28 protein-coding genes are annotated in these 25,649 nt (G+C 45.1%); 13 read left to right on the forward strand and 15 right to left on the reverse strand.

The window, feature by feature from the left end:
* Nucleotide 1: 1 nt before the first annotated feature.
* The 8 genes from ICN46_RS04745 to ICN46_RS04780 form a co-directional block, all read right to left on the reverse strand.
* On the reverse strand, nucleotides 2–988 hold the full coding sequence (locus tag ICN46_RS04745; RefSeq protein ID WP_216205230.1) for a tripartite tricarboxylate transporter substrate binding protein: 987 nt from the start codon (nucleotides 986–988) through the stop codon (nucleotides 2–4).
* Nucleotides 989–1,076: 88 nt separating this feature from the next.
* Nucleotides 1,077–2,285, reverse strand: a complete 1,209-nt coding sequence (locus tag ICN46_RS04750) for a CaiB/BaiF CoA transferase family protein (RefSeq protein WP_216205233.1) — start codon at nucleotides 2,283–2,285, stop codon at nucleotides 1,077–1,079.
* Nucleotides 2,286–2,332: 47 nt separating this feature from the next.
* The gene (locus ICN46_RS04755; RefSeq protein ID WP_216205236.1) at nucleotides 2,333–3,304 is read right to left on the reverse strand and encodes a Bug family tripartite tricarboxylate transporter substrate binding protein; all 972 of its coding nucleotides are present in this window, start codon (nucleotides 3,302–3,304) and stop codon (nucleotides 2,333–2,335) included.
* A gap of 1 nt (nucleotide 3,305) precedes the next feature.
* Nucleotides 3,306–4,109: a substrate-binding domain-containing protein gene (locus ICN46_RS04760; RefSeq protein WP_216205240.1), complete on the reverse strand. Its 804-nt coding sequence runs from the start codon at nucleotides 4,107–4,109 to the stop codon at nucleotides 3,306–3,308.
* 82 nt (nucleotides 4,110–4,191) lie between these two features.
* Nucleotides 4,192–5,154, reverse strand: coding sequence for a tripartite tricarboxylate transporter substrate binding protein (locus ICN46_RS04765; protein WP_216205243.1), 963 nt, complete (start codon nucleotides 5,152–5,154; stop codon nucleotides 4,192–4,194).
* Nucleotides 5,151–6,017 (reverse strand): isocitrate lyase/PEP mutase family protein, encoded by an 867-nt coding sequence (locus ICN46_RS04770; protein ID WP_216205246.1) that lies wholly within the window; start codon nucleotides 6,015–6,017, stop codon nucleotides 5,151–5,153. The genes ICN46_RS04765 and ICN46_RS04770 overlap by 4 nt, the downstream gene beginning before the upstream one ends.
* Nucleotides 6,018–6,114: 97 nt before the next feature.
* The gene (locus tag ICN46_RS04775) at nucleotides 6,115–7,071 is read right to left on the reverse strand and encodes a Bug family tripartite tricarboxylate transporter substrate binding protein (protein ID WP_216205250.1); all 957 of its coding nucleotides are present in this window, start codon (nucleotides 7,069–7,071) and stop codon (nucleotides 6,115–6,117) included.
* Nucleotides 7,072–7,119: 48 nt separating this feature from the next.
* Complete coding sequence (locus tag ICN46_RS04780; RefSeq protein ID WP_216205253.1) at nucleotides 7,120–8,100, reverse strand: Bug family tripartite tricarboxylate transporter substrate binding protein; 981 nt, start codon at nucleotides 8,098–8,100, stop codon at nucleotides 7,120–7,122.
* Between the two features lie 50 nt (nucleotides 8,101–8,150).
* On the opposite strand from ICN46_RS04780, the gene ICN46_RS04785 reads away from it, so the two are divergent.
* The 7 genes from ICN46_RS04785 to ICN46_RS04815 are packed head-to-tail and all read left to right on the forward strand — an operon-like array spanning nucleotide 8,151 to nucleotide 14,812.
* Nucleotides 8,151–9,104 carry an alpha/beta hydrolase gene (locus tag ICN46_RS04785; protein ID WP_216205257.1) on the forward strand — a complete coding sequence of 318 codons (954 nt, stop codon included), beginning with the start codon at nucleotides 8,151–8,153 and terminating at the stop codon, nucleotides 9,102–9,104.
* A 36-nt stretch (nucleotides 9,105–9,140) separates the two neighbouring features.
* Nucleotides 9,141–9,728: a cupin domain-containing protein gene (locus tag ICN46_RS04790; protein ID WP_216205260.1), complete on the forward strand. Its 588-nt coding sequence runs from the start codon at nucleotides 9,141–9,143 to the stop codon at nucleotides 9,726–9,728.
* Nucleotides 9,712–10,749, forward strand: a complete 1,038-nt coding sequence (locus ICN46_RS04795) for a Bug family tripartite tricarboxylate transporter substrate binding protein (protein ID WP_216205263.1) — start codon at nucleotides 9,712–9,714, stop codon at nucleotides 10,747–10,749. The genes ICN46_RS04790 and ICN46_RS04795 overlap by 17 nt, the downstream gene beginning before the upstream one ends.
* Nucleotides 10,750–10,777: 28 nt before the next feature.
* Nucleotides 10,778–12,454, forward strand: coding sequence for a thiamine pyrophosphate-binding protein (locus ICN46_RS04800; protein ID WP_255538747.1), 1,677 nt, complete (start codon nucleotides 10,778–10,780; stop codon nucleotides 12,452–12,454).
* Nucleotides 12,454–13,017, forward strand: coding sequence for a carboxymuconolactone decarboxylase family protein (locus ICN46_RS04805; RefSeq protein ID WP_216205267.1), 564 nt, complete (start codon nucleotides 12,454–12,456; stop codon nucleotides 13,015–13,017). The genes ICN46_RS04800 and ICN46_RS04805 overlap by 1 nt, the downstream gene beginning before the upstream one ends.
* Before the next feature lie 11 nt (nucleotides 13,018–13,028).
* Entirely contained in the window at nucleotides 13,029–13,826 is a 798-nt protein-coding gene (locus ICN46_RS04810) for an alpha/beta fold hydrolase (protein WP_216205271.1), read from the forward strand.
* A 5-nt stretch (nucleotides 13,827–13,831) separates the two neighbouring features.
* The gene (locus tag ICN46_RS04815; RefSeq protein ID WP_216205274.1) at nucleotides 13,832–14,812 is read left to right on the forward strand and encodes a tripartite tricarboxylate transporter substrate binding protein; all 981 of its coding nucleotides are present in this window, start codon (nucleotides 13,832–13,834) and stop codon (nucleotides 14,810–14,812) included.
* 6 nt (nucleotides 14,813–14,818) lie between these two features.
* Here the strand turns inward: ICN46_RS04815 and ICN46_RS04820 are convergent, their stop codons facing one another.
* A complete protein-coding gene (locus ICN46_RS04820) occupies nucleotides 14,819–15,271 on the reverse strand; it encodes a GlcG/HbpS family heme-binding protein (RefSeq protein ID WP_370625483.1) in 453 nt (150 codons plus the stop codon).
* 99 nt (nucleotides 15,272–15,370) lie between these two features.
* On the opposite strand from ICN46_RS04820, the gene ICN46_RS04825 reads away from it, so the two are divergent.
* The 4 genes from ICN46_RS04825 (at nucleotide 15,371) to ICN46_RS04840 (ending at nucleotide 18,473) form a co-directional block, all read left to right on the forward strand.
* Nucleotides 15,371–16,276 carry a LysR substrate-binding domain-containing protein gene (locus ICN46_RS04825; protein ID WP_216205276.1) on the forward strand — a complete coding sequence of 302 codons (906 nt, stop codon included), beginning with the start codon at nucleotides 15,371–15,373 and terminating at the stop codon, nucleotides 16,274–16,276.
* Nucleotides 16,277–16,382: 106 nt separating this feature from the next.
* Complete coding sequence (locus ICN46_RS04830; RefSeq protein WP_216205279.1) at nucleotides 16,383–17,345, forward strand: Bug family tripartite tricarboxylate transporter substrate binding protein; 963 nt, start codon at nucleotides 16,383–16,385, stop codon at nucleotides 17,343–17,345.
* 10 nt (nucleotides 17,346–17,355) lie between these two features.
* The gene (locus tag ICN46_RS04835; RefSeq protein WP_216205282.1) at nucleotides 17,356–17,940 is read left to right on the forward strand and encodes a cupin domain-containing protein; all 585 of its coding nucleotides are present in this window, start codon (nucleotides 17,356–17,358) and stop codon (nucleotides 17,938–17,940) included.
* The gene (locus tag ICN46_RS04840) at nucleotides 17,940–18,473 is read left to right on the forward strand and encodes a cupin domain-containing protein (RefSeq protein WP_216205285.1); all 534 of its coding nucleotides are present in this window, start codon (nucleotides 17,940–17,942) and stop codon (nucleotides 18,471–18,473) included. The genes ICN46_RS04835 and ICN46_RS04840 overlap by 1 nt, the downstream gene beginning before the upstream one ends.
* Here the strand turns inward: ICN46_RS04840 and ICN46_RS04845 are convergent.
* The 6 genes from ICN46_RS04845 to ICN46_RS04870 form a co-directional block, all read right to left on the reverse strand.
* Nucleotides 18,470–19,348, reverse strand: coding sequence for an SMP-30/gluconolactonase/LRE family protein (locus ICN46_RS04845; RefSeq protein ID WP_216205287.1), 879 nt, complete (start codon nucleotides 19,346–19,348; stop codon nucleotides 18,470–18,472). The genes ICN46_RS04840 and ICN46_RS04845 overlap by 4 nt on opposite strands.
* A 9-nt stretch (nucleotides 19,349–19,357) precedes the next feature.
* The gene (locus tag ICN46_RS04850) at nucleotides 19,358–20,251 is read right to left on the reverse strand and encodes an SMP-30/gluconolactonase/LRE family protein (protein WP_216205290.1); all 894 of its coding nucleotides are present in this window, start codon (nucleotides 20,249–20,251) and stop codon (nucleotides 19,358–19,360) included.
* Nucleotides 20,241–21,944, reverse strand: a complete 1,704-nt coding sequence (locus ICN46_RS04855; protein WP_216205293.1) for a thiamine pyrophosphate-binding protein — start codon at nucleotides 21,942–21,944, stop codon at nucleotides 20,241–20,243. The genes ICN46_RS04850 and ICN46_RS04855 overlap by 11 nt, the downstream gene beginning before the upstream one ends.
* Nucleotides 21,945–22,121: 177 nt before the next feature.
* Complete coding sequence (locus ICN46_RS04860) at nucleotides 22,122–22,436, reverse strand: winged helix-turn-helix domain-containing protein (RefSeq protein ID WP_216205296.1); 315 nt, start codon at nucleotides 22,434–22,436, stop codon at nucleotides 22,122–22,124.
* A 58-nt stretch (nucleotides 22,437–22,494) separates the two neighbouring features.
* On the reverse strand, nucleotides 22,495–22,815 hold the full coding sequence (locus ICN46_RS04865; protein WP_216205299.1) for a hypothetical protein: 321 nt from the start codon (nucleotides 22,813–22,815) through the stop codon (nucleotides 22,495–22,497).
* A 20-nt stretch (nucleotides 22,816–22,835) separates the two neighbouring features.
* Entirely contained in the window at nucleotides 22,836–22,988 is a 153-nt protein-coding gene (locus tag ICN46_RS04870; protein WP_216205302.1) for a hypothetical protein, read from the reverse strand.
* Nucleotides 22,989–23,275: 287 nt separating this feature from the next.
* Between ICN46_RS04870 and ICN46_RS04875 the strand changes: the two genes are divergently transcribed.
* Nucleotides 23,276–23,869: a response regulator transcription factor gene (locus ICN46_RS04875; protein WP_216205305.1), complete on the forward strand. Its 594-nt coding sequence runs from the start codon at nucleotides 23,276–23,278 to the stop codon at nucleotides 23,867–23,869.
* A 540-nt stretch (nucleotides 23,870–24,409) separates the two neighbouring features.
* On the forward strand, nucleotides 24,410–25,636 hold the full coding sequence (locus ICN46_RS04880; protein ID WP_216205309.1) for an ATP-binding response regulator: 1,227 nt from the start codon (nucleotides 24,410–24,412) through the stop codon (nucleotides 25,634–25,636).
* The last annotated feature ends 13 nt before the right edge of the window (nucleotides 25,637–25,649 follow it).

Raw genomic sequence — 25,649 nt, forward strand, 5'->3', positions numbered from 1 at the left:
CTTATTCTAGTTTGCCCATTTTCTTCACAACTAACGCAAGTCGCTTCTGGTCTTGGGCAATAAATTTTTCAAAATCAGCCCCATCAAGATATTTGATTGGCGTATTCATTCCGCCCATTGCAGCTATAAATCCCGGGTCGTTAATTGAATTTTTTGCGGCTTTACGTAACTGTGTCAGCTTTGCTTGAGATAGGCCTGCTGGAGCAAATAAGCCCGACCAAATATAAAACTCGACATCATAGCCTTGCTCTTTCATCGTTGGCAGATCGGGGTAAGCCTTCAAACGCTCTGCACCCCACGTGCCTAAAAATCGTACTGTGCCTGCTTTTTGATGTGCCGCAGCAGTGCCGGGAGCTTGCGCTACGACATCCACCTGCCCTGCTAATAAGGCAGTCATAGATGGCCCGCCGCCGTTATACGGCACGTGCACAAGATCAACCCCAGCCGCCTGCCACAGCATGGCCTGTGCAACATGGGTAGTGCCATAAATTCCAGAAGAGCTATAGGAAAACTTCCCAGGATTGGCTTTTGCATCTTTAATCAAATCGCCAACTGTTTTCCAGGGGCTATCAGCTTTCACAACTAGTACCGTTGGATCAGCAGAGACCAAAGCGATCGGCGTGAAATTAGCCATCGTATAAGACTGAGGCTTGCCAGACACCTTTTCAGATTCAGGAATAATAAGGATGCTAGATAAGGCCATCAGAAGTGTATTGCCGTCTGGTTTTTGCTTAGCTGCATACGCCATTCCCACAGCACCTCCAGCGCCAATTTTATTTTCAACGATGACAGCTTGGCCCAATTCTTTGCCCAAAGGAACCGCCAAGGGTCTTGCTGTGATATCAGCAATTCCACCGGGGGCTAGCGGCACAATCAAATTAACAATCCTATCCGACGCCTCCACCGCATAGGATCCTTGCGTCACCAGTAGCGCAAATAAGATAGAGAACATATAAAGAATGCGAAAGCTACGGATATTAAAATTCATAATGGCAATCGAGGAAAAAATAATAGTTGGTTAAAGAGTGAATAGGTCGATTGCTATGCTATCAACCTTGCTTGTTGTGCATGAAACATTAAATCACACCTGATTTTTTAAACGCTGCAATCTCGTCGGCAGAATACGCAAGGCTATCCAACAAAGCATCCGTATCCTCACCAATACGCGGTGGCGATTTGTGCAACTGAGGGCCATCCGTTAGAAACTGAAATGCCGCCTTAGGCAGTCTAATATCCCGATCCAAGCCACAATCTTTTTGAGAAAATACTCCAAAAAATTCTCTGGCTTTTACCTGTTCGCTTTCCATTACCTCAGGAATGCTCAATACTTTAGCAGCCGGCACTCCAGCATTATTAATAATAGGCTCCCAATTTTGGGCGGAATCTTTTAATAAAGCCCCTTGAATTGCCTCACGCAAAATTTGAGTGTGATTTCTTCTGCTGGCTGCATCTTTAAAGCGATCGTCCTGCAACAAACTACTTAAGCCAATGGATTTAAGTAAATTCATGAACTGATGTTGCTCGTTAATCGCGATCGCTAGCAAGCCATCGGCTGTTTTGAAGGTAGTCGAAGCGGGCGAGCGGCTCGGCGCTTCATTCCCGCGCAAGCCCGGAGGGTTACCAGTATTGACATAGGTAGTAAGGATGCTCGACATTAAAGCCATGCAGCTATCCAGCATTGAAATATCAATATGCTGGCCTTTACCGCTACGAGATCTCTGAAATAGAGCTGCTGATATTGCATACGCACCTGACATCCCCATCGCATAATCGACTACAGGAGGGCCAGACTTGAGGGGTCCGCTTTCAGGGCTGCCAGTGATGCTCATAAATCCTGCCGCAGCCTGAATCACGCTATCGTATGCAGGGTAACGTGCTTTAGGCCCATTCTGACCATAGCCCGTCATAGAGCAGTAAATAATATCCGGCTTGACCTTGCAGACCTGCTCATAGCCGATATTCCTTTGGGCCATGGAACCAGTTCTCAGATTTTCGACTATGACATCTGCGGTAGATGCCAGCTTCAGAAATATTTCCTGACCCTCTTTGCTATCCAAATTTAAAGCAAGAGAGCGCTTATTGGCTCCTTGAGTTAAAAAGGATGGGGACATCCCGACATCCCCTAGCTTTGCATCACCCTCCGAACGCCAACGGGTAGATTCACCTTTGCCGGCTGGCTCAATCTTGATAACATCTGCACCCAAAAGCCCCAACTGATATGAAGCATAAGGCCCGGCTAGGACACGGGTTACATCAAGAACTCGAATTCCATCAAAAGCTTGCATCTTTATCTTTCTAAAAACAATACTTAAAAATGATCCAAAAGTGAGATCTATTCAAACGCCTTAATGCCACCAGTAGCGATCAACTTTTCCCAAAATTTAGTATCGCTTCTTAAAAACTGACCAAACGCTTCTGGTGACGCCGAAACAAAAACCTCAGTTCCGTCTGACTCCAATGACTGCCGTACTGATGGACTATTCATGGCCGTCTTGATTCCAGCATAAAGCTTATCAACCACATCTGGCGGCGTTCCCGCAGGAGCAAAAATAGCATTCCACTGAAATATTTCATAACCCGACAGGCCTGCAGCCCGCATACCTGGAAGATTAGGAACAATAGGTGAAGCATCTTTACTGGTTACTGCGAGACCAACTAACTGGCCCGAGCGCATTAACTGCATCACAGTAGGCGTGGTGGCAAAAGTAAGCTGCGATTCGCCAGCCACTACCGATACTACGGCTGGAGAGCCGCTCTTAAATGGTACGTGCGTCATTTGCACATTAGCAACTTCATTAAATAGCACGCCAGCAAAATGAGGTCCAGAGCCAATCCCCGAGCTTGAGTAGTTCAATTTTCCGGGAGCTGATTTTGCTAGCTTTATCAGCTCGGGCACAGAATGTACCCCTAAGTCCTTGTTCACAACCAGTACCAGAGGTGCAATGGTGAGTTGAGATACGGGAGCAAATTGAGATTGCTTATAGTCCGCTTTAGAATTGAGGGCAGGATAAATAGAAACACTGCTTGCACTCGAAATCAGCAATGTGTAGCCATCGGCTTTTGACTTAGCAACAAATGATGCTGCAGCCGATCCACCTGCCCCTGGTTTATTGTCTATCACAATCGGCTGACCTAAAGCCCGACCTAAAGAAGGCGCAAGAATTCTGGCGACTAAATCGGTTCCTCCGCCCGGAGCATAACCAACAATAATCTTGATTGGTCTATCCGGAAAGTTTTCAGCGCGAGCAAGCAATCCCAAGGTCGCCATCAATCCAAAGACGGCAAGTTTAATGACTGAATTCATCTTATTTAGATCGCGGCGCGGGTATGAGCCCAGCAGTGTTAATCACGTCAATCACGTTCGGTGAGCTTAAAAAACGAATCAATGCAGCAGCAGCAGCATCTGGCTGAGTGGAATTTGTAGTAATAGCTCCTGCGAAGCTAAATCCAGGCTGCAAATCTTTGGGAATCGGGCCAAGGTATGTAATCCCAGGGGTGTGAATAATTTCGCTGACCTGCTGAAATCCTATCTCTGCTTCACCACGGGCAATCACGGCTGCAACAGCCTCACCTGAAGGTGGGCCACGCACCTTAATGCTCTTGCTCTTTACCTGGTCTAAGATCCCAAGCTTATTAAACATGGTGTTCGCAATATAGGTACCACTGCCGCTATCAGAATAAGCAATTGAGCTAGCAGCTAACAATGTTTTTCTAAATGCATCGACATTACTAATGTCTGGCTTAGGCGCATTCAACTTCACAGCTGCGCCTATCTGCGATAGAGCAAGAATAGTTATCGAATCATGCTTTACCAATCCGCGCTTAGCTAAATTTTCTGCAGCTTCACCATCCAAGATAACCATATCAGCTTGCTGACCAGCAGCTAAACGGGTTGGAATTGCTTCTGGTGAATCTCCGATTGAAGGCCCCCGTATCGTGATTAATTTATTTCCGGTAGCACTCTCAAATGCAGGTGCAAGCTTCTCATATACCCCATAGAATCCAGCTGAAATCATTACCTTAACATCAGCAGCCAGCACACCTTGCGCTGGGAGGATTAGCAAAAAACAAAAATGCAGCAAGTATTTAAAACTCAGCTTTGATTTCATATCGACATTCCATTCGTCTCTTAAAAAATGATTCGTTGTTATTCATTGCGTAAAGGCGCCGCTGAAATCAAATAGCTCAGGCCTATTCATCTTTCATATTAGCGTTTTTGACAATAGGCTGAAGGCGCTTTCTCTCTTCAGTCAAAAACTTAATAAAGTCTGCTTGAGATCCTGGGGTTGGCTCGATGCCTTGTGGAATGAGGCGTGCCTTGAGTGCATTCGTATCCAACGCAGCCTGTAAAGCAACATTCATTTTCTGAATAATGTCAGCAGGCGTGCCCTTGGGCGCAAATATTCCAGACCAATGGCCAATAAAGATATTGGGATAGCCCAACTCTTTAGTAGTGGGTACATTTGGCAGGCGAGTAATGCGCTTATTCCAAGTGGAGGCAATGGGCCTTAACTTATTACCTTCAATTTGCGGCAACACCACTACGCTAGCCTCAGATGTAGCGTCAACTTGTTTTGACACCACAGCAAAGACGCCTTCCGAACCGCTTTTGTAAGGAATAATTTCATAATTGCCGCCGCCTGTGTAGAGCTTAAGCATTTCAGCGACAAAGTGCGGTGTACTGCCGCTACCGGCAGTTGCAAATGTCAATCCCGAGGTACTCTGAGCTTTTTTAATTAAATCTTTTAGGTTCTGAACCGGCGAATCCGCGTTGACAACGATGATCGATGGACTTACAGCCATCATGCCTACAGGAACTAAGTCCTCCTGCTTGTAGGGCATGCTGCTTCTCAGCATAGGGATGGTAACTACGCCACCTGCTGCACCAGCATAAAAGGTGTAGCCATCAGGCGCACTCTTGGCAACATAATCTCCACCAACCACCGAACCCGCGCCTGGCTTGTTCTCAACAATAATCGGCTGACCCAGTTGCTTGCTCATACCCTCAGCAACGGCACGTGCAACGAGATCGTTTGCACCTCCAGGACCGAAACCGACGATAAATTTAATTGGGCGACTTGGCCAAGTATCAGCAAAAACCAAATTTGCCGCACAAAGGGAAAGGATGATGGTTAGCGCTTTAATTTTTTTCATGAAAATTTTTTCTCTAGAGAATCAAAATACTCTTTTTTTACACTGCTTTGTCGTTCTGCAAAAGTGGCTACCAGCAAGGGATCTTCAGTCAACTCACCGAACTGCTTCAGATGATTTAGCGCATTTGTCATGCCACGAACAGCGCCTTGTAAAGCGGCATTCGCATACAGGACTATCCCAAAACCCATTTCAGATAACTCCGCCTGAGACAGTGAAGGTGTTTTACCACCAATGACGATATTAATGAGTTGGGGGCAGTACGATTGAGAGGCAATCGTTTTAATTTCCTCAATACTTTCAGGAGCCTCAATAAAGGTCATATCAGCACCTGCTTCTGAATAGCTTACAGCCCTATCTAAGGCATCGCTTAAGCCGTTTACAGTTCTTGCATCCGTTCTGGCAATAATCAAAAAATCATCGTGCACCCGAGCATCTACTGCTGCCTTAATTTTCCCGCACATTTCCTCTTTAGAAATCACTTGTTTACCAGCAAAATGCCCGCAACGTTTAGGCATGGACTGATCTTCAATTTGAACAGCATGAGCGCCAGCGCGCCCTAATGTCTTTACACTGTGATAAACATTGACCGCATTCCCAAAACCAGTGTCAATATCAACGATCAAGGGAATTTGCACAGCATCAGAAATTGCGGCCGCATGGGACGCAACATCATGTAAATGAATAAACCCTAAATCGGGCATGCCATAAAACTGATTGGTCAATCCAGCACCGCTCAAATAAACGGCCTCAAATCCGGCATCTTCAATCACGCGTGCAGCGAGTGCGTTACCAGCCCCAGGGACCAATAGCCCACGCTTTTGATTGACCAATTCTCGTAAAGTAGTTCCTAAATACTTTGGCATGCCAGCCCCTTTTTTTATCATGATTATCTAGATTATATGGGGCAGATTAATCTCAGAAATCTTCACCAATGCTGGTAAAGACCTCATTGCCATACTTTTACTCTAAGTAGATATTATTCTCGCGGACAAGTTGTTCGTACTTCTTGAACTCGGCCTTCACAAAAGCAGCGAATTGTTCTTGAGTTGATGGCGCTACCGCAACCCCTCTAGACCGAGCTAAATCACGAAACTCTTTAGCTTGAATGATTTTGTTAATTTCTAAGTTAAGCTTTTTAACGACAGCATCTGAAGTTCCTGCAGCGACAAAGATACCCTGCCAGCCATCAGAATTAAAGCCCGGATAATTTTGCGCAATGGGCGGAACATTAGGAAGCACGTCAACAGTCTTAGGTCCACCGATGGCGATAGCTTTTAATTTTCCAGCCTTTAGCAACTCTAGAGTGGTGGTAGTGGTATCAAAAGTTAATTGAATATCATCCGCCATTAAAGCCGTTAACATTTGTCCGGACCCTTTGTACTGGACATGCGTTACCTCAATACCGGAGGCCTTCTGCAGCATCGCCATTGCTAAATGTGGTCCCGAGCCATTGCCATAAGAACCATAGTTAAATTTCTTGGGATTTTTTCGCACGTAATCAATCAATTCAGTCAGATTGTTCGCTGGAAAATTCGGGCCCGTTAATAAAACATAGCTAATAGAAAGGGTTTGCGCAACCGGAGTTAAATCTTTCTCGGTATTAAACGATAGTTTCTGTACAAAAGGGTTGATGACAATTTGCGACGCAGTATTGAGCAGCGTATAGCCATCTGCAGGCGAATGAACTACAGACTCTGCCGCAACAGTCCCCGCAGCTCCCACCTTATTTTCAACAACCACAGCCTGCTTAAAACTTTCCTGCAGTTTTGAGCCAATTGCTCTGCCGTATAAATCTACAGAGGAGCCAGCTGGATAGCCGATGATCATCTTGAGAGTTCGGTTTGGGTACCCCTGTGCAACACATACATTCGTCAAACAAAACAATATGACCGGCAGCAATATCTTTACCAATTTCATGGAATGAGGACCCTTTAAATTCTGATTAGACGTGAAATAACAATTCGATCAATTACCCTGACCCTTCGCCTTCATTTCTTTGATCGTTTTATTCCATCGATCACTCTCGGCATTGATAAATTCGGTTGTTTGCTTGATGCTGCCACCGAAAGGCAGCATATCATTTTGGTCATACTTCTCAATCAAATCCGGATTGAGAAGCGCTTGATTAATTGCTTGATTCATTTTTTCTTTAATATTCATCGGCGTTTTAGCAGGTGCAAAAACACCATTCCATAAATCATTTTTCAAGTTTGGATATCCAAGCTCGGTCAATGTAGGAACGTTAGGCAGACTGGGTAAATGTTTCTCGCTAGAAATAGCCAGCACTTTTACTTTGCCCTGCTTCGCAAACTGACTAACGCCTGTCATTGCCCCACAAGTAATTGCTGTTTCTCCCGCAACTGTAGCTAACAGCGCAGGGCCCGAGCCTTTATAGGGAATATGGGTTATGTCAGCCTTCCAAATAAGGTTGAATAAATTTTCGCAAGTGATGTTAGGTGGCGTAGCGGCGCCAGCAGTCGCATAAGATAGTTTTTCTTTCATCGCCAATTGCCTTAACTCCTCCAAGGTATTAGCGTTCACTTTTTCACCAACAAAAATACCCATAGGGGTATTACTCGCCATACTGATGGGCGCAAAATCTTTATCTGGGTTGTAGCCTGCATTTCCGCTCCATGCTGCATTTACCAATAGAGCTGGGGAGGTCATTAAATAGGTATAGCCATCAGGTGCTGCGTTTGCAACAAATTGCACGCCGATGCTGGCGCCAGCACCAGCCTTATTCTCAACAAAAACAGACTGCTTAAAAATTTCCGATAACCTTTGCGACAAGATGCGTGCGGCAACATCTGCCGAGCCACCAGGAGCAAAAGGAACAATCATGCGAATGGGTCGATTCGGGTAGGTGCTTGACTGAGCAAATATCACTGAAGAACCTAGAGAAAACCCTAATACCAGAACTAACGACGACATTATTTTGCGGTGCATATTTGTCTCCATTCTTGTTTTTTTTGATACTAATTGATTTTAGGCATAGAATGAAAAAAATTGTTAGCAATAAGCTGACGCATCATAAAAAAGAATTAGGAGACAATTTGTTTGCTACATATACCGAGGCCGCTCAACAGCAGTCTCTATCAGGCTTTGCTGCGGCAGATCCCTTACTTACTCCCATTGAAGATGCTCGCGCAAAACAAGACCTGTACTTTCAAAGTCTTAATCAAGACTTGCCTGAAGTTCATGCCGAGAAAAATCTCCACATACCGGGCCCTTATGGCGATATTCCCATTCGCTTGGTATATCCCGATGCAACAGGGCCGCTACCCTGCATCATTTTCATTCGCGGCGCAGGATGGTGGGCGGGCTCACTAGATTCCCATGCAAGAACTATCCGCAGCCTATCACTCATGAGTAACTGCGTAGTGTGCGCAATTGATTACCGGCGCACGCCTGAGTATCAGTACCCCACCCAAAGAGATGAGGTGCTTTATTTAATTAGCTGGCTCAAAGAAAACGGTAAAAAATGGGGGCTCAATAATAAGCTGGCTTTATTTGGTGAATCTGCAGGAGCTACCATTGCGCTCTCTTGCGCACTATCTCTTAGAGACAAGGCGGATACATCCATTTCAGGCCTGACCCTCTTTTACACCAACGCTGGTGGACCAAAACCTTCGGCAAGAGCTTATTCGCAATGGGTCTGGAAGCAGTATCTTGGTCATGATGGCCTTTCTACCAATTCGAATGCAGTACCCTTGTTGGACGATTTGCATGGCTTACCACCAACCTGGCTAGGCGTTGGCGAAAATGATCCACTCATGAGCGATACGGTAGAGGCGCATCAGAAAATACTGGCTGCTGGCGGGCAATCCACCCTTGTGAGCTATCCAAATCTTCCACATGCATTTGTTATGTACAGCGGCACCTTAAAGCCCGCCTATGATGCGCTGCAGTCTGCTGCACTGGCAACAAAAGCTAATCTAAACCACCTTTAAATAAGATTTTTACTCAGTATTTTTTATGGAGATTGTATGAAGCGCTGGACCCCAACACAAGAAGAAATGAAACCTCGCATAGCTCGCTTCAAAGAAGTGGCTTCTGTAAAAAAACTACATCTTGAAGAAAAAGGGATTCCCCCCGATGTCCTCGAGATGATTATGGCCAAGACCACTAGGAATGTAATGTCTCCAGGCCCCCTGCCTGGGCAACTTTCTCCAAAGCCTGCTGTTGAAGGTGGAGATGCGGGCGTCTTTCGCCTAGGTATTGCCACTTGCCCACCCAATCAAGGTCCAGGACTACATGTGCACTACAACACGCATGAAACATTTATGGCGTTAACTGGTAAATGGGAGATTCAATGGGGTGATCATGGGGAAGAATCGGTGATGCTCGATCATCTTGATTTAATTGCGATGCCGCCAGGAGTTACTAGAAGATTTATCAATCGGTCGCAAGATGATGCACATCTAATGGTCATCATCCAAGGGAAGCGAGATGAATTTGATGATGTTGATCGCGTTCCTGAAACAGCACAAGCAATTGCAGAAAAACATGGTCAAGGAATGGTAGATAAATTAGAAAACCTTGGTTGGAAGTTTACGATTGGGAAAGAACTTTAAAGTGGGTAAAAATAGTCACACCAATCCGAAACGAAGATTACTATTAAAAGGTGCTGGGGCCAGCTTGGCTGGATTTGCAGTGGGGCTCCCTGGTGCCTCTAAGGCCGCAGGTTCTTACCCGACCAAACCGATCCGCATTGTGATTCCGTTTGCGCCAGGCGGCACTCTTGATGTTGCAATGCGTCCATTAAGCCAACAACTATCGACTATCTTGGGTCAAACGGTATATCTTGATAATCGTGCAGGTGCCAATGGCGTGATTGGCGCAGAGTATGTTGCCAATTCACCCTCGGATGGCTATACCTTAATTGCAACCTCGGCTTCTTTTGCCTTGAATCCTAGCATCTATAAAAACCTAAAATACGATGTGCTGCAGGACTTCACGCCGATTTCCGCATTAATGCAAGGGGTTGGGTTTATCGTGATTGTTAATAGTTCAGTTCCAGTCAATACACTTCAAGAACTCATTGCCCTTGGCAAAAAGAGTGGCAACACTCTCACTTATAGCTCGCCAGGTATTGGCAATACAGTTCATATTGCCAGCGAACTATTTAATCAAAAGGCTGGCACCAACTTTATGCATGTCCCCTACAAGGGCAGTGCACCGTCTTTGAATGCCATCGTTTCTGGCGAGGCTCAGATCGGCATTATGCCCCCAGCGATTGTGATGCCGTTTATTCGTAGCGGGCAATTGAAAGCCTTAGCCTTCACAGGCAAAAAGAGATTGGCCGACTTACCAGATGTCCCAACTATGGCTGAGGCTGGAGTGAATGATTTTGTCTTTGAGGGCACATGGATGGGATTACTAGGGCCTAAGGCACTATCTCCAGCCATCGTTAATCGTCTTTACCAGGCCATCACCAAAGCAATACAACAGCCCGCCCTGAAGCAAGCGTGGGTCAATGGTGTGTCAGGCTATGTTGCAGACGGGAGTTCGCCTGCCGAATTTTCAAAACAACTAAAAGATGATGTCCATCGTTATGGCGACATTATGCGAAAAATCAATATTCAACCAAGCTAACTAACACTCAACCGATTAAGGAAAAATCATGTCCAAAAAAATGACTGGTGCAAGATACTTTGCGCAACTATTAGAAGCATATGGTGTTACTCATATTTTCTTCATGGATGCGATTTTGCGACGCGCCTTGGCTGAAGTTGAAGACACTAAAATTGTTCGAGTGCTAGGGCATTCAGAAAAGGGTGTGGGATATATGGCCGATGGCTATGCGCGTATTTCTGGTCGTCCAGGTATTTGTATGGCGCAGTCAGTAGGCGCAGCTAATTTAGCCGCCTCCATGCAAGACCCTTATCTTGGTCACTCTCCTGTTATTGCTCTGACTGGTCGACATATTGCAGCGATGCAATATCGTAATTCTTATCAAGAGGTAGAGCATGGGCCACTCTTTACGCCGGTAACCAAATTCCATGCGCAGATGGAAGTGGTAGAGCAGATGCCACATCTCATCCGCCAAGCCTTTCGCGAAGCTACTACAGCCACCCCAAGACCAGTACATCTAGATGTGGCTGGATTTACCGGCGATGCACTTACCCCCTTAGAGCTTGAGGCTGATATTTCAGTCGATGACTGTCATACACGCTTCCCTGCATTTAGGCCTGCGCCAGATACTTCCGCAATCGAGCGCGCAGCTAAAGCAATTGCCCAAAGTAAAAAACCGGTCGTCATTGCCGATCGAGGTGTAATCATCTCCGGAGCAAAGGATGCACTGAAGGCTCTTGGTGAAAAAATTCAAGCCCCCATCACAGCAACCCTAGATGCTAAATCAGCGATCCTAGAAACCGATCCACTATTCAGGGGAATGGTTGGTTTGTATGGTCGTAGCTGCACCAATCACATTGTTGATGAAGCTGACTTAATTATTTATGCAGGTAGCAATACTAGTGACCACACCACTGCAAACTGGAAGTTGCCAAAAGTTGGAACTCCTATCATTCAGATCGACTTAGATCCAGTCGAAATTGGCAGAAACTACCCTGGCACAATTGGTATTCAAAGTGACGTTAAGCTTGGCTTAGAAGCTCTAGCAAATGCAGCAGCAGCTGCAAAGCGTGATGAGTGGCTAAAACACACTCAATCACTGGTAGATGCATGGAAAACTGAAATGCAGGTTGAGCTCACGCGATCTGATGTTCCCATGCGCCCACAAAGACTATGCCATGAATTAACCAAGGTACTGCCAAACGATGCTATTTTGGTTGCAGATACTGGTTACTCAGCGCTATGGACTGGTAATTTGGTCGATATGCTGCACCCCAAGCAAACTTATATGCGCGCTGCCGGCTCATTAGGCTGGTCTTTCCCGGCATCGATTGGCGCTAAAGCTGCCGCCCCAAACAGAACAGTCGTTTGCTTTACCGGAGATGGTGGCTTCTCATACCACCTGCCAGAATTAGAGACGGCCAAACGCATGGGCTTAAATGTCATTGTGATTGTGAACAACAATGAATGCCTCTCCCAAGGCGTGAAGAACTTAAACATCGCCTATGGCGATAGAGCACACACACGCAAATCTGAGTGCTATGTTTACGAGAAAACAGATTTCGCCAAGATTGCTCAATCGTTCAACTGCTTCGGAGTAACAGTGGAAGATCCAAAGGACTTCAAAGCGGCATTTGATGCTGCAGTTGCGAGTAATCTACCGGCAGTGATCGATGTTAAAACAGAGTTTGCCTATCAAGCACAACTAGCATGGGTGCCAGTGTAATGACAACTACTCCAATACGCTTTGCACCCATTCCTCTTGAGGCAATGTCTGAAGAGCAAAAGTCTACAGCAGATAAACTCATTAATGGCCCTCGCGGAGGTATTCGTGGGCCTTTTAATGCTTTATTACGAAACCCATTATTAGCGGATCGCGTGCGTCAACTAGGCGATAGCATTCGCTTTGAAAATTCTTTACCGCCTGCCTTAAGAGAGTTTACGATTCTGATTACTGCAAGATTTTGGTCGGCAAAATATGAGTGGCATGCCCACAGCAAACTTGCTGCCGAGCTTGGCATCAAACAAGAGACTATTGATGCTATTGGTCTAGGTGAGAAGCCTAAAAATCTAACTGCAGACGAAAGTCTCATTTATCAGTTCTGCACTGAGATTCTCGACGATAAAGATATCAGCGACAACACATACGCCGCAACGCTCGCACGCTTTGGTGAGCTCACAGTGCTAGATATATTAGTTACCACCAGCTACTTTGGCTTTGTTTCTGTCATACTGAACGCCATTCGTCAGCCAGTCCCAGAAGGCGGCATACAGCTACCCCAATTATAAACAAGTTAAATATGCCGTTATTAGATGTTGCGTTAAATTCAAAATTATTCTATAGCCTTGATGACAGCACCAATCCGTGGGATACGCCTGAAACTATTATTTTTGTCCACGGATTTACAGAAAGCACTGAAGTTTGGCGCTGCTGGATTCCGCAGTTCGCTAGAAAGTATCAAATAGTTCGCTTTGATCAAAGAGGTTTTGGACGTTCTGGATCGGTGCCAGATTCATTTACTTACTCTACCGAACTACTTGTAAGCGATCTATCGCAACTCATTCAAACCGTCTCTCCAGACAAACCAGTTCATCTCATTGCTGGGAAAAGTGGCAATATTTGCGCCATTGCTACAGCGCTTGCCCATCCCGAGCTAGTCAAGACGATCTCGATGGTAAGTCCTGCTATTAAGGCTCCGGAAGCCACGGGCTGGCTGGAGCATATTGACTTGCACGGAATGACTAGTTGGGCAAGATGGACGATGGGCGATAGATTGGGTAGCAAGATGCCTAAAATTGGAGTTGAATGGTGGATCAATCTCATGGGGAAAACAGCCGCAAGTACAGCCCACGCTTACTTAAGATGGGTATCTGGCGTTAATTTAGAAGCCAGCCTGCCCCAAGTAAAGCAATCGGTATTGATAGTGGGCAATGAATCAAAACGCCGTGGTCGCGCCCAATTTGAACAATACACTCAACTCATACCAAACGCCGAATTAGCCATGATCGATGTAGACGGATACCACACGGGAGCTGTTGCACCAGACCAATGCAGCGAAGTTATTCTGGATTTTTTAGCCAAACATCCAATGAAGTAAGGTCAATGAATATGAATCGCTCCTATAAGAATATTTTTTATGTCCTACTGCTAGTTTGTAACCTGACCTTCATTGAGCACCTGCGGGCCGCTTTTCCAGAGCACCCCATCCGCCTGGTTGTTCCCTCTGGGGCGGGTGGCGTAACAGATAGTCTGGCGCGCTTGCTGGCCATAGAGCTTAGTCAAAACCTGGGTCAGCAAGTTTTTATTGAAAATCGTCCGGGAGCCAGCGGCATTAGTGGCACACAATTTGTTGCCACCGCTGCACCTGATGGTTATACCTTGTTAATGGTGTTTCCTTCTCACGTCACCAACCCATCTTTATTCAGCAAGCTGCCTTACGACACCACCAAGGCATTTTCCCCTGTCTCCCTTGTTAGTAGCGTTTCCATGGTCTTTGTTGTACCAAAAGATTCTCCAGCAAATAGCCTCAAAGAATTTATTACTTACGCAAAGTCCAATCCAGGGAAATTGAATTTTTCAACTGTGGGCAGTGGCAGTCTAGGACACCTTGGTGCCGAGCTCTTTAATTCAATGATTGGCGCCACGATGACACACGTTCCGTATAAAGGAAGTCCGCAAGCCATGACAGCATTGGTAACTGGAGAGGCTGATATGTATCTCGTTGCATCTGCCAGCAGTGCGCTACCTCTCATCAAGGCCAAGCAGATCAAAGCCTTAGGCGTGAGTACAAAAGATAGATTGTCAATCCTGCCTAACACGCCCTCAATGTCTGAAATTGTCCGAGGTTATGATGTGCAGGGCTGGAATGGAATTCTTGCTCCGGCAGGAACCCCTCCAGATGTAATCGAAAAACTCAACAAGGCAATTATTAAATCCGTTGCTTCTGTGGAGTTCACAAAAAAACTCCGTCAAGAAGGTGCTACAGGCTCAACAAGCACGCCTGCAGAGTTTCAGCACCTCATCGCCAAAGACATTGCTAAATGGGCAAAAGTAATTAAAGAAGCCAATATTCAGCTAGATTAATTTTTACTATTCTTTGTCGCCGTGATCAGCAACAAGACCGGCACTTTGAATTCCCTTGATAGCGCAAACCTCATCATTTACCGAGGTATCGCCACTAACGCCAATAGCACCAACAATTTGACCTTGCTGGTCCCTTATTAGCAATCCACCCCTCACTGGAACCATTCTGCCGTCAGTCATGGCTTGCAGGGCGCCCATAAAATGAGGGACGGCAACAGCTCTACGCTCAAGCTCTCGGCCACCAAAACCCATTCCCAATGCCCCCGCAGCCTTACCTAACGCAATATCAAACCTTAGCAGGCTCGTTCCGTCGTCGGCCAAATAGGCTTTTACAACCCCACGCACATCCAACACTACGACAGTCATTGGCTGCATTTTCTCAGATCTTGCGCATTCAAGCGTGTTTTGAGCAATGGTCAATGCCGATTTAAGAGATATCGTCTGAATAGAAAGTGTCACAGTGTCCCCAGAATAAGTTGAAATGATTTAAGCTACTTAAAATGCTGTTCAGCATCCATCATATATCCTATCATTAAGTATTTACACCTTTCTTAATTTATGAATTTACAGCAACTGAAATATCTCTGCGCGGTTGTTGAATCTAAATTTAGCGTTTCTAAAGCTTCGGATCGTCTATACACTTCGCAACCCGGTATCAGTAAACAAATTCAGCTTTTCGAGCGCGAGCTTGGAGTAACTTTGCTGGAGCGCAAGGGTAACCGCATCATTGGCCTTACTCCCCCAGGAAAAGAAGTCTATCTTGTAGCACAGCGGATGCTGAGCGATGCTGGCAATCTCAAAAAAATTGGGGAAGAATTTTCCTCAAAAAATAAAGGTCTGCTAGTGGTTGCAACCACTCATATTCATGCCCGTTACACCCTCCCTAAAATTATCCATAAATTTAGTGAGAAATATCCAAATGTTACAGTCAGCTTAAGACAGGGGCACCCCGCACAAATTGCCAACTGGATTATCTCTGGCGAAGTGGATCTTGCCATTAGTGCGGCGGAGACAGAGGGTCACGAAGAGCTTGTATTAATGCCGTACTCAACCATTGAGCGCTGTATATTATTTTCAGCGAAGCACCCCTTAGAAAAGATCAAACTTCTGACACTCGAAGCCTTGGCAAAATTTCCGCTGATCTCCTTGGACGCTAATTTTGCAGGTGGCGCATCCGTCAAAGAAGTCTTTGAAGAATGTGGCCTTAAACCCAACATTGTTTTAAGTGCCGCCGATACAGACGTTATCAAAACCTATGTTGAAATCGGACATGGTGTAGCTATTGTTCCATCTATTGCCTTCGACCCAGACAGGGACAAAGCATTGCGCTACCTAGATGCCTCTCACTTATTTCCACCAACGCCCATTTTTATTCAAATTAGGCAAGGCAAGTATCTCAGGCACTACATGGAAGATTTTATCTCCATGGTCAACCTGGCAAGACCCCAAAAAACTAGCGGGTAATCGACTTATAACCTGAATAAATGAATAATAAGCAATTGTTATTAATGTAGTATTTGTTGACCCTATACTAGGCTTGGGCAATTTATTCAAAAGGCAGCCAACTCAAATGAAATCTCTTATCTCAAGATTACTTCTTGTCATTCTCTCCCTTTTTTATTCCTACACATCAGTTAGTTTTGCCCAAACCTACCCCGATAAACCCATTCGAATTATTGTTGGACCAGGGCCAGATAGTCTTGCCAGAATTGCTGGTGAAAAAATAACCGAAGACTGGGGGCAAGCCGTCATTGTGGATCCTCGACCAGCAGCCGGCGGCATAGTGGCTGGAGATTCCGTTGCAAAAGCCACGCCTGATGGCTATACCCTCTTGTTAAGCACTGGATCCTATACGATTAACAGTGTTTTACAACCTAAAATGCCTTACGACTTCCAAAAGGATTTGTCCCCCGTTAGCCTACTGGCTACCCTGCCATTTATCTTGGTAGTCAACTCAAATTCACCAATTAAGTCGGTCAAAGATTTAGTCGCCAGCGCAAAATCTCAACCTGGAAAACTCAACTACGCTTCTTCGGGCAATGGGACTCCAGCCCATTTAGCCGGTGAAATGCTCAAGCAAATGACAGGCATCGATATTGCCCACATTCCGTACAAAAGCGCAGCCGCTGGAGTGACTGATGTACTAGGAGGACAAGTGAACTTAATGTTTGTACCTGCGCCTTCAGCTTTACCCTTTATTCGCGCTAATCAATTACGCGCCTTAGCTGTTAGCAGCCCCAAACGCTACTCTGTATTACCAGAGGTTCCAACCGTTGCCGAAGAAGGCTATCCTAACTTTGCTATTGTGGGTTGGAATGGCATTAACGTTCCAGCCAAGACACCCGCCAATGTTATAGAGAAATTGAATAAAGAGTTCGTTAAGATCATGCATCAAAAAGATGTGCAAGAAAAAGCTATCGCCGCAGGTTTTGAACCCATTGGAAGCTCCGTAGATGAATTCACTCAGTTTTTGAAACGGGATATCGCCCGCTCAAGTGAAGTCATTAAGGCCGGCAATATACAACCCTTCTAAGCGATTGATCATGCCCCTCAAAATGCGCCCCGTTCGAAGAGTAGTGACCGGCAACGATCAGCTCGGTCGCTCTGGAGTGATATTTGATAGCGATGCTCCGAATGTCAATATTGGCACTGTTGCAGCAAGCGCTGGAATGACTGATGTTTGGGTGTATCACCAAACTCCAGCCCCAGTCACCGGCGTGCGAGATGATGGCAACCTCCCCTTTGCATTTGACCCTCCTGCTCAAGGTGGGCATCTCAGAATTGTTCAATCCGCCGGTAAGCCGGCCGACTATAGGGCCGACTTGGATACAACAGCCGTTCCTCTTCATGAGGCTCGACTCAGACCCAATGGCCATACATGGGATCGTGGCGGGCAAAATGCCTACAGTTCACCAGTTCACCAGTCCGAAACGATTGACTATGGCGTGATGATGTCTGGCAAACGCACCTTAATTCTGGATGATGGCCTACGAGAAATGCTACCAGGGGATACGGTTGTCCAACTAGCTAACTGGCATGGCTGGACCAACCCCAATGAAGAAAGTTCTATGGCATTTATTATGATGGGTGGCGTGCCCAGAGCACACCCTCCAAAGGATAAATCCTAATGGTAAGGCGAATTATTACCATCGATGGAGCGGATGAAAAATCCTTTGCGCTTGCAGATGAAGATCTACAAGCACCATTATTAGATTTGGCTAGACCAGGATTTTTTCGTCAAAAAATATGGATGACCGACTCTAGCCCTGCCAGAATAAATGATATGTCTTGGGTCGACTCAGCGCCAGAGCTTTTAGAGCCTCTTGAAGGGGGATCCCTGTTTCATATCTACCAATTTCCACCCGATAGCTCATGGAAGGGAAATATTGACTCTAGAAAAGTAGCGGAGTATTTCAAATCCGTGAATGCAGAGCACCTGATAGAAAGAAGTAAAGGGGTGCATCCTTACATGCAAAAAACAGATACCCTTGATCTCTGCATCATCCTGCAAGGAAAAATCACACTCGTTCTTGATACTGCCGAGGTGGATTTACAGGAGGGTGATTCAGTTGTGCAAAGGGCTACTCGTCATGCATGGAGCAATCGAAGTTCGCATCCTTGCACTATTGCCATCTCTTCGCACTGCGCAAAACAGATTTAACCCAACGTTAAGCGATAAATGCATTTATCACTACTAGTGATGTAAAGGTGTTTGTCCTCCTCACCTGCAAAACAACATCTGATGGGTGTTCCATGTGGAAAAGGAATGGCTCGCAATAATTGGCCTGCACTTGAATACTGATAGATAGAAGCCTGTCGCGCACTCTTTGTATCGCCTGCACAGGCATATATTTGGCCAGCACTATCTTTGCACATGCCATGAATGCCAGCATGCAATCCTTTGTGATCCCTGCCAAAGCTATGTAAGACAGCAAACTCTCCTAAATTTCCATCCTCATCAATGGGATAGGCACGCAGCTCGCGGTTACGATGCTCATCATCCGGGTTCTCAGCTACAAACAAAGTCTTCTCGTCATCTGAAAGTAGAATGGCTTTGGGAGCAGTAGTATCAAAACTAAGCCGCTTGATGATCCAATGACCAATTCTGTCACGCTCCAAACGCATAATAGAAGCGTATGGCAAAGGCGGGAAAATTTGTGGGCCAAAAGCTGGGGTCGCACTATGGGGGTCTGAAAACCAAACACGCCCTTTGCTGTCGACACAGAGATCGTAGGGATGATTATGAATTTGCCCCTCAAAGCGAGTGGCGGTAACGTTAGCACTGCCATCTGGCTGCAGCTGAATGACTCTACGACCGCCGTCCTGGCAAGCAAAGATGCTGCCATCTTTTGCTTTTGCTAATCCATTCATTCGACCTGTATAAGATCTAAATGCTGAAATTGAACCATTGGCTGGATTTAATTTTTGCAATTGCAATTCATTAATCAGGCTAAAAATTAATCCACCCTCATCCCACAGAATTCCGCCAAGCTCACTATTAAAAGGGCCGGCAACGCATTCAAAATTCCAAGTCATGTTACGTCCTTACCAAGTTTCAATACCAGGGATATTGATTCGTGTGCGATAAATACTATTAAAGGTGGTGATGTACAGTGATTTCCAATCGTCATCACCCCAGGCCATGTTGGTGCAGTGCTCATGAATTCTCATGCGCCCAATTAATTTTCCCTCGGGGTTGATCACATGGACTCCACCAGGACCAGTGCAGTAAACATTACCTTTACTGTCAACCTTCATACCATCAGCCACACCATCTTCCGAGCCTGTCAACTGATGGAATACTCTGCCCGGGCCCATGCTACCGTCGGACTTAACATCGAATACCCGAATTTGGGCTAAGAGGGTATCGTTGACATAGAGTAACTTCTCATCCGGCGAAAATGCCAAGCCATTGGGGTAAGTGCAATCTCCGATAACCAAGCTCACTTCTTTCCCATCTGGTGACAGGCGATAAACTCCTTGGTAGTCTAAGTAACGCTGTACATCGTTTGCAACCATCCCAGGAATTACTAAACCCCCAGCAGAATCAGTCCAGTATGTAGCTCCTTTTGAATCCACCACAATATCATTCGGACTGTTAAATTTCTTGCCCTCAAAATGCGAGGCTATGGTCGAGATACTGCCATCTTTTTCAAACCTCAAAATGGCACGGTTACACCATCCAGCAACGACTAAGCGGCCCTGATGATCAAATGTCATGCCATTCATGTGGCCAGAAGAATTTAAGATGGTTTCCTTACCAACGCCAGGTTTCCATTTCCATACTTTGCTACCAATAATGTCGACAAAGAACAGTTGATTAGTGCGCTTGTCCCAGACAGGACCCTCAGCAAAAGTGAAGCCCTGGGCAACATTCACCAAGGGAGGGTGAGGATCAACAATATCTAGGAACTCTGGTGCATAAGACTCAATATCCATATGTATCCTTCGGCGTCCAAGCCTTTTTAGCAAAAGCGTTAATGTCACTTACAACATCGATCACTACTGGGGCATTTAATGAAAATGCTTTTTTGAGAGCACCCTGCAGCTCATTGGGATCAGTCACGCGTATACCGACACAGCCTAATGATTCAGCTAACTCTGCAAAATTAATCGGCTCAAATTTCCATAAAGGATTTGGATCGGCTTGCGCTGCAGCCTCTTTACTGCCATAAGCGCTGTCCCATAGCGGAATTTCTTGATTCAGCGCACCATTGTTATTCACCACTACAACCAAATTAATATTAAATCGTGCCGCAGTTTCTAGTTCGGCGATATGGTAATAAAAGGCCCCATCACCTGTAAAGCAAACGACCGCTTGATCTGGCAACGCACATTTCACACCCATTGCACCTGGAAAGCCCCAGCCCATTGAGCCTGCGCAACGTACATAGGATTGACCCGGTTGATTGAGTTGAATCATCGCTCCAGTCCACATTCCAGAATGGCCTGTATCTGAAACCACCACGCCATCCGCAGGAAGTGCATTTGATATTTCCTGACAAATCCGCTCGGGTCTGATTGGGGTTGCATTTGATTTGAGGAGTGGTTCAAAGTGCTTGCGCCACTCACTTACCAGCCCTTGGGTATGGCTGAGCCATGCACTGAAATCAGCTCCTTTTTCTTGCTGAGCAGTCGTAGTTAGCTGCTGAAGGATAGCTTTAGCATCACCGTTGAGTGACATTGAATTTGGATAATTTCTACCCAGTTCAACCGCATTAATGTCGAGCTGTATTACTGCGGTACCCGTTTGCGGAACCGCCCAATCAACCGTAGTTTGCCCGCCCGTTTTGCTACCAATAAAGAAAACTAAATCTGCTTCACACACGGCCCGGTTGGCACATTCTCTTGAGTAATTACCCACAACGCCCACAGATAGCGGGTGATTATCTGGCATGCTCGCCTTGCCATTTAAAGATGTAGCCACCGGGATTTGCAATTGCTCGGCAAATGCCTTGAGCTGACCTTCTGCTCCCGATGCAATCACACCCCCACCAGCAACAATAATGGGTTTTTTGTATTGCTTAATGAAACTCAGAACCTCATCGATCTGTGCTTGATCAACCATTGGCCTAAATGGTGGCGTCTTGACATAACGCTTTTCAACCATCGGGTTGAGGTCTGCTTGGGCGTTGGCAATCTGACCATGAGGGCCTCTAATTTCCAAATGCACTGGGCCTGGAGAGCCGCTAGTTGCCTCACGAAAAGCCTGACGTAGTAAGTCTGGAATTCTGGAGATATCCTCAACGCGCGCATTAAATTTAGTCACGCTATCGAATTGACTCATGTCTTCCACTTCCTGGTAGCCATTTTTATAATGCGCATGAGTAGGAGGGCCACCCGTAATCGCAATCAAAGGAGCGGATGCCATGTAGGCATCCCGCAAGCCTGCCGCCAAATTGGAGCCACCTATTTGCTGGGACATGCAAATACCAGGCTTACGACTTGCTCGCGCATAGCCATCAGCCATATAAGCTGCAGATTTTTCACCATGGGTCATGATTCTCTTAATGCCCATTTTTTCCATCTCGGCAATCGCGCCCAACATAATGGCCGGAATATAAAAAACATGACTTACTTCATAATCACGCAGCATCTCAGCAAAAAGACGCGATCCTGTCATTTGAGTCATGGTATCCCCCTAAATTAGTGTTGATAAATCATACTAAAAGGGCTTGTAGTTGAATATGAACTATTGGTTATTCTCTAGATTGCCCAGCTATCATTGAAGAGAAAAAAGACCAGCCATCCCCGCCCCACAAGATACGACTGCTGCGGAAATACCCTTAGTACTATAGCTAGACTTAGCTTAATTTTCTTGAACAGATGGTCGAGCGACTGCTCCGGCCGGCATTAACAAAGCTAGATCGAGGGGGAGATGCTCATTTGGACAGTATGTACCTCTTGGGCAGCCCTCTTTCAGGGCAATTAATCGAACAGCCACAAGCTTTTTGAGATGAAAATCAAGAGTTCCTGAATCCACACCAAACTCATCAATCATTTCCTTGGGTCTAGCGCCTTTTTTGCCTGATTGATAGATGAAAAGAAATACCTTTAACCTGGTTTCATGCCCGAGCGCTTCAAATATTTCAGCATTACGCAATATTTGCACTTGACTAAGCATATTGGCAGGCTGTCAGGGGTAATGAAATTTAGAAGTCGGAATGCGATTAAATTAGGCCTTAATTCGACGTGCCCGTTGTGTAATCAAAGGTAGGCTGAACATAAGCAAAACGCTTTCCAAAAGCGCCACTATGAAGGGTATTGACAGACTCCGTTACCTCACCTTTAATTACATTGGCAATAGGCTCTAGATACTCTAAAGTTCTTTTGACTCTTGGGTTAAGATCATCAGGCAGATGATGGGGATTGGCCCGCGTCACCTCGGACTGCTTATCGATATTGGCTACTGCTTTAGTACCTATCAGCGCTATGCAGCCAATTAATATAGAAGTAATAGCCAAAAAACCCATGCGCGGGTGCCGACTCAAAATATTATTCATAAACATTTGTATCTTTCTACTTAATAAGCTTGATCTTGCGCAATGGCCGCATTGAAATATGAAACGATGCTTTGTGTTGACTGAGCGCCTGACACACCAAGATTCGAAGCGCTGACCAGGCCAGCAAAAAAGGCAACAGCAGCAATCAAAAGGTAACTAATTAATCTATTCATCATGACCTCAAAGACAGTAATGAGCTCATATTAGGAAGTAAGGTTAGCATTAGATATAGAACTTTAGTTCTATAGAAAAAAAGCCTTCAAGGCCTGCCAGTACAACTGTCAAAGTCGATGCAGACAAACCCCCTTGAGCACTCTAAAAATCGTTAGCAAAAGAAAATAATTGATCTTGGTCAATTTTTGATATAGCACTAAAGTACTAGATTGCAGGAGAGCTTGAGTGCCATAATCAAAAACCGAGCCAAAAATTAAATATAAAACCCAAAAAAAAGGGTAGTGTTATGAAATCTGCTTCAGTATTAATCGTTGATGACCATCCGGTTTATAGAGATGCTTTATATCAATTCCTAACCAGAAAATTTTTACCCTGTAACGTCCAAGTATTTTCTGCTAGCTCGGTTTCCGAAGGGGTGGCTATTGCCGAAAGTAGATCGACAAGTTGGGTCGTACTTTTAGATTTACTAATGCCAGATTCAAAAAATCAACTTTCCGGCATTCAAGAATTCAAAGAGCTTCAAAACGTCATGGCTATCGCTGCAATTTCTGGTCTCGAAAGGGATGTGATCGAAAAACCATGCCTAGATGCTGGATGCAGTGTCTTTATCTCAAAAAATAGCGATAGCACCAGCATCTATGAAAGCCTTTGCACATTAATGGGCCTGACTGCTCCAGACCCTCAAATAACCCAATTGACTGATAGGCAAAAAGAAATTCTGGCTCAAATTTCTGAGGGGCACTCCAACAAAATGATCGCCTATTCACTCAATATTAGCGAACAAACAGTCAAAGTACACCTCGGAGAAATCTTTAAGAAAATCAAAGTTTTTAATAGGACTCAAGCGGTTATTAAAGCCAAAGAAAATGGCTGGGTCTAAAACATGAAGTCGATTTCCATCAATCAAGATGCCTCACTGCTATAAGAGGAAAAATATCTCTTTCTCCAAACTGCCTCCAAGACCAATACGCTTGGAACTATCCTGGGGCCCCTATTAACTGCTGCGCTAATCTTCCAAGACACTGACCTTCGAAAGCTGGCGATATGGCTTTCAGTTATGGCTGCTTGCGTTACCTTTAGAGCCTATATCGTTTTTATAAGAAATAAAAAGGGGGATCTCTCGACTGAGCGTAAGATTTTCAATATAGGGTTAGGCGTCTTTTCAGTAACCGCCTGCTGGGGCCTTGGATGGCTCATAGTAGTTCCAACCCTAGTATTTAACCTGCAGTGCCTCTATCTATTGATGAGTTCAACGGCGATATTCGTTGGCTTATACGGGTACTCAATTCATCGCCCAACATTTCTATGTTTTGCTTTGCCGATTTTTATCTGCCAATTTACCATCTCACTCATTCCGCCCATTATTTTTCCTTGGCCTATTCTTTTGGGCGAGTTTGCATTTGCCTTGTACACATTAAAAATGGCATCTTACTTTTCTGACTCATGGATCAAAACGGTCAGCCTAAAAATTCAAAATCAGATTCTCAATAAAGACTTAGAGCTAGAACGAAATATAGCTATTTCAGCAAATATTACAAAATCTAAATTTATTGCAACCGCTAGCCATGACTTAAGGCAACCACTGCATGCAGTAAATATTTACCTAGACCTTTTTGAGGCCCAGGGCTTCAACCCCAAAGATCGTATTAATTTTTTACAAATTAAAAAGAGCATTCATTCTTTAAATGCCATGTTCAACTCACTATTAGATCTCAGCAAACTTGATTCGGGCTCATCAGATAAGCTACAAAAACCCTTTGAGCTTGTTGAACTTGCCTCCTTACTATCGAGCACTTACACCCCGATTGCCTCGATCAAGAATATTGACATCAAGTTTGAATATGTTAATTCTATGATCGATGGAGATCGCTTGTTATTACAGCAACTCCTTGGCAATTTAATTTCAAATGCAATTCAATACAGCCTACAGGGTATGGTATTGGTAAAATTTACAACAGTAAATCACTGCCTACATATGGAAATTAAAGATACTGGGTGTGGGATGGACTCACAAGCCCTCGAGAAAATTTTTGATGAGTTCTTTAGGGTTGATACCACAAGAAATATGCATGATGGTCTTGGATTAGGCCTTTCGATTGTCAAACGGCTCTGCAAAATTGCTCACGCCGAGCTTGCCGTAAGATCTGAACTCGGCACTGGCACAGTCTTTAATATCCAAACCCAATATTTAACTTCAACATTACTCAATCCCGCCAAAGAATATGATCGGGACGTCTCAACGCATAGCAAAAATAAACAAGAGGTTTTATTTACAACCAAATATATTGCTATTTTTGAGGATGATCCAACTATCTTTGATGCCTACCAAAAGGCGTTATCGCAAAATGGTTTTTCGATTATCTCGCTCCCCGAAAATAGTGCTGAGTTGGCAAATCAACTGGCCAACATTAATCATATTGATTGCATCTTAAGTGATTACAGACTGACCTCGACAACTGGCGACCTTATCATTCAGCAACTCAGAGATAGTTTTGGGGTGGATATTCCGGCAATTATTATTACCGCAGATACCTCCCCACAGCATATTCAATTGTTCAGCGAGCTAAACATCAATGTACTCTATAAGCCAATCGGATATAGCGAGATAGTTGACGCCATTAAATCACTGCTCTTTAAAAATCCTTAAGTCATATCCTCAA

Source organism: Polynucleobacter sp. Latsch14-2 (assembly GCF_018881925.1).
GTDB lineage: Bacteria > Pseudomonadota > Gammaproteobacteria > Burkholderiales > Burkholderiaceae > Polynucleobacter.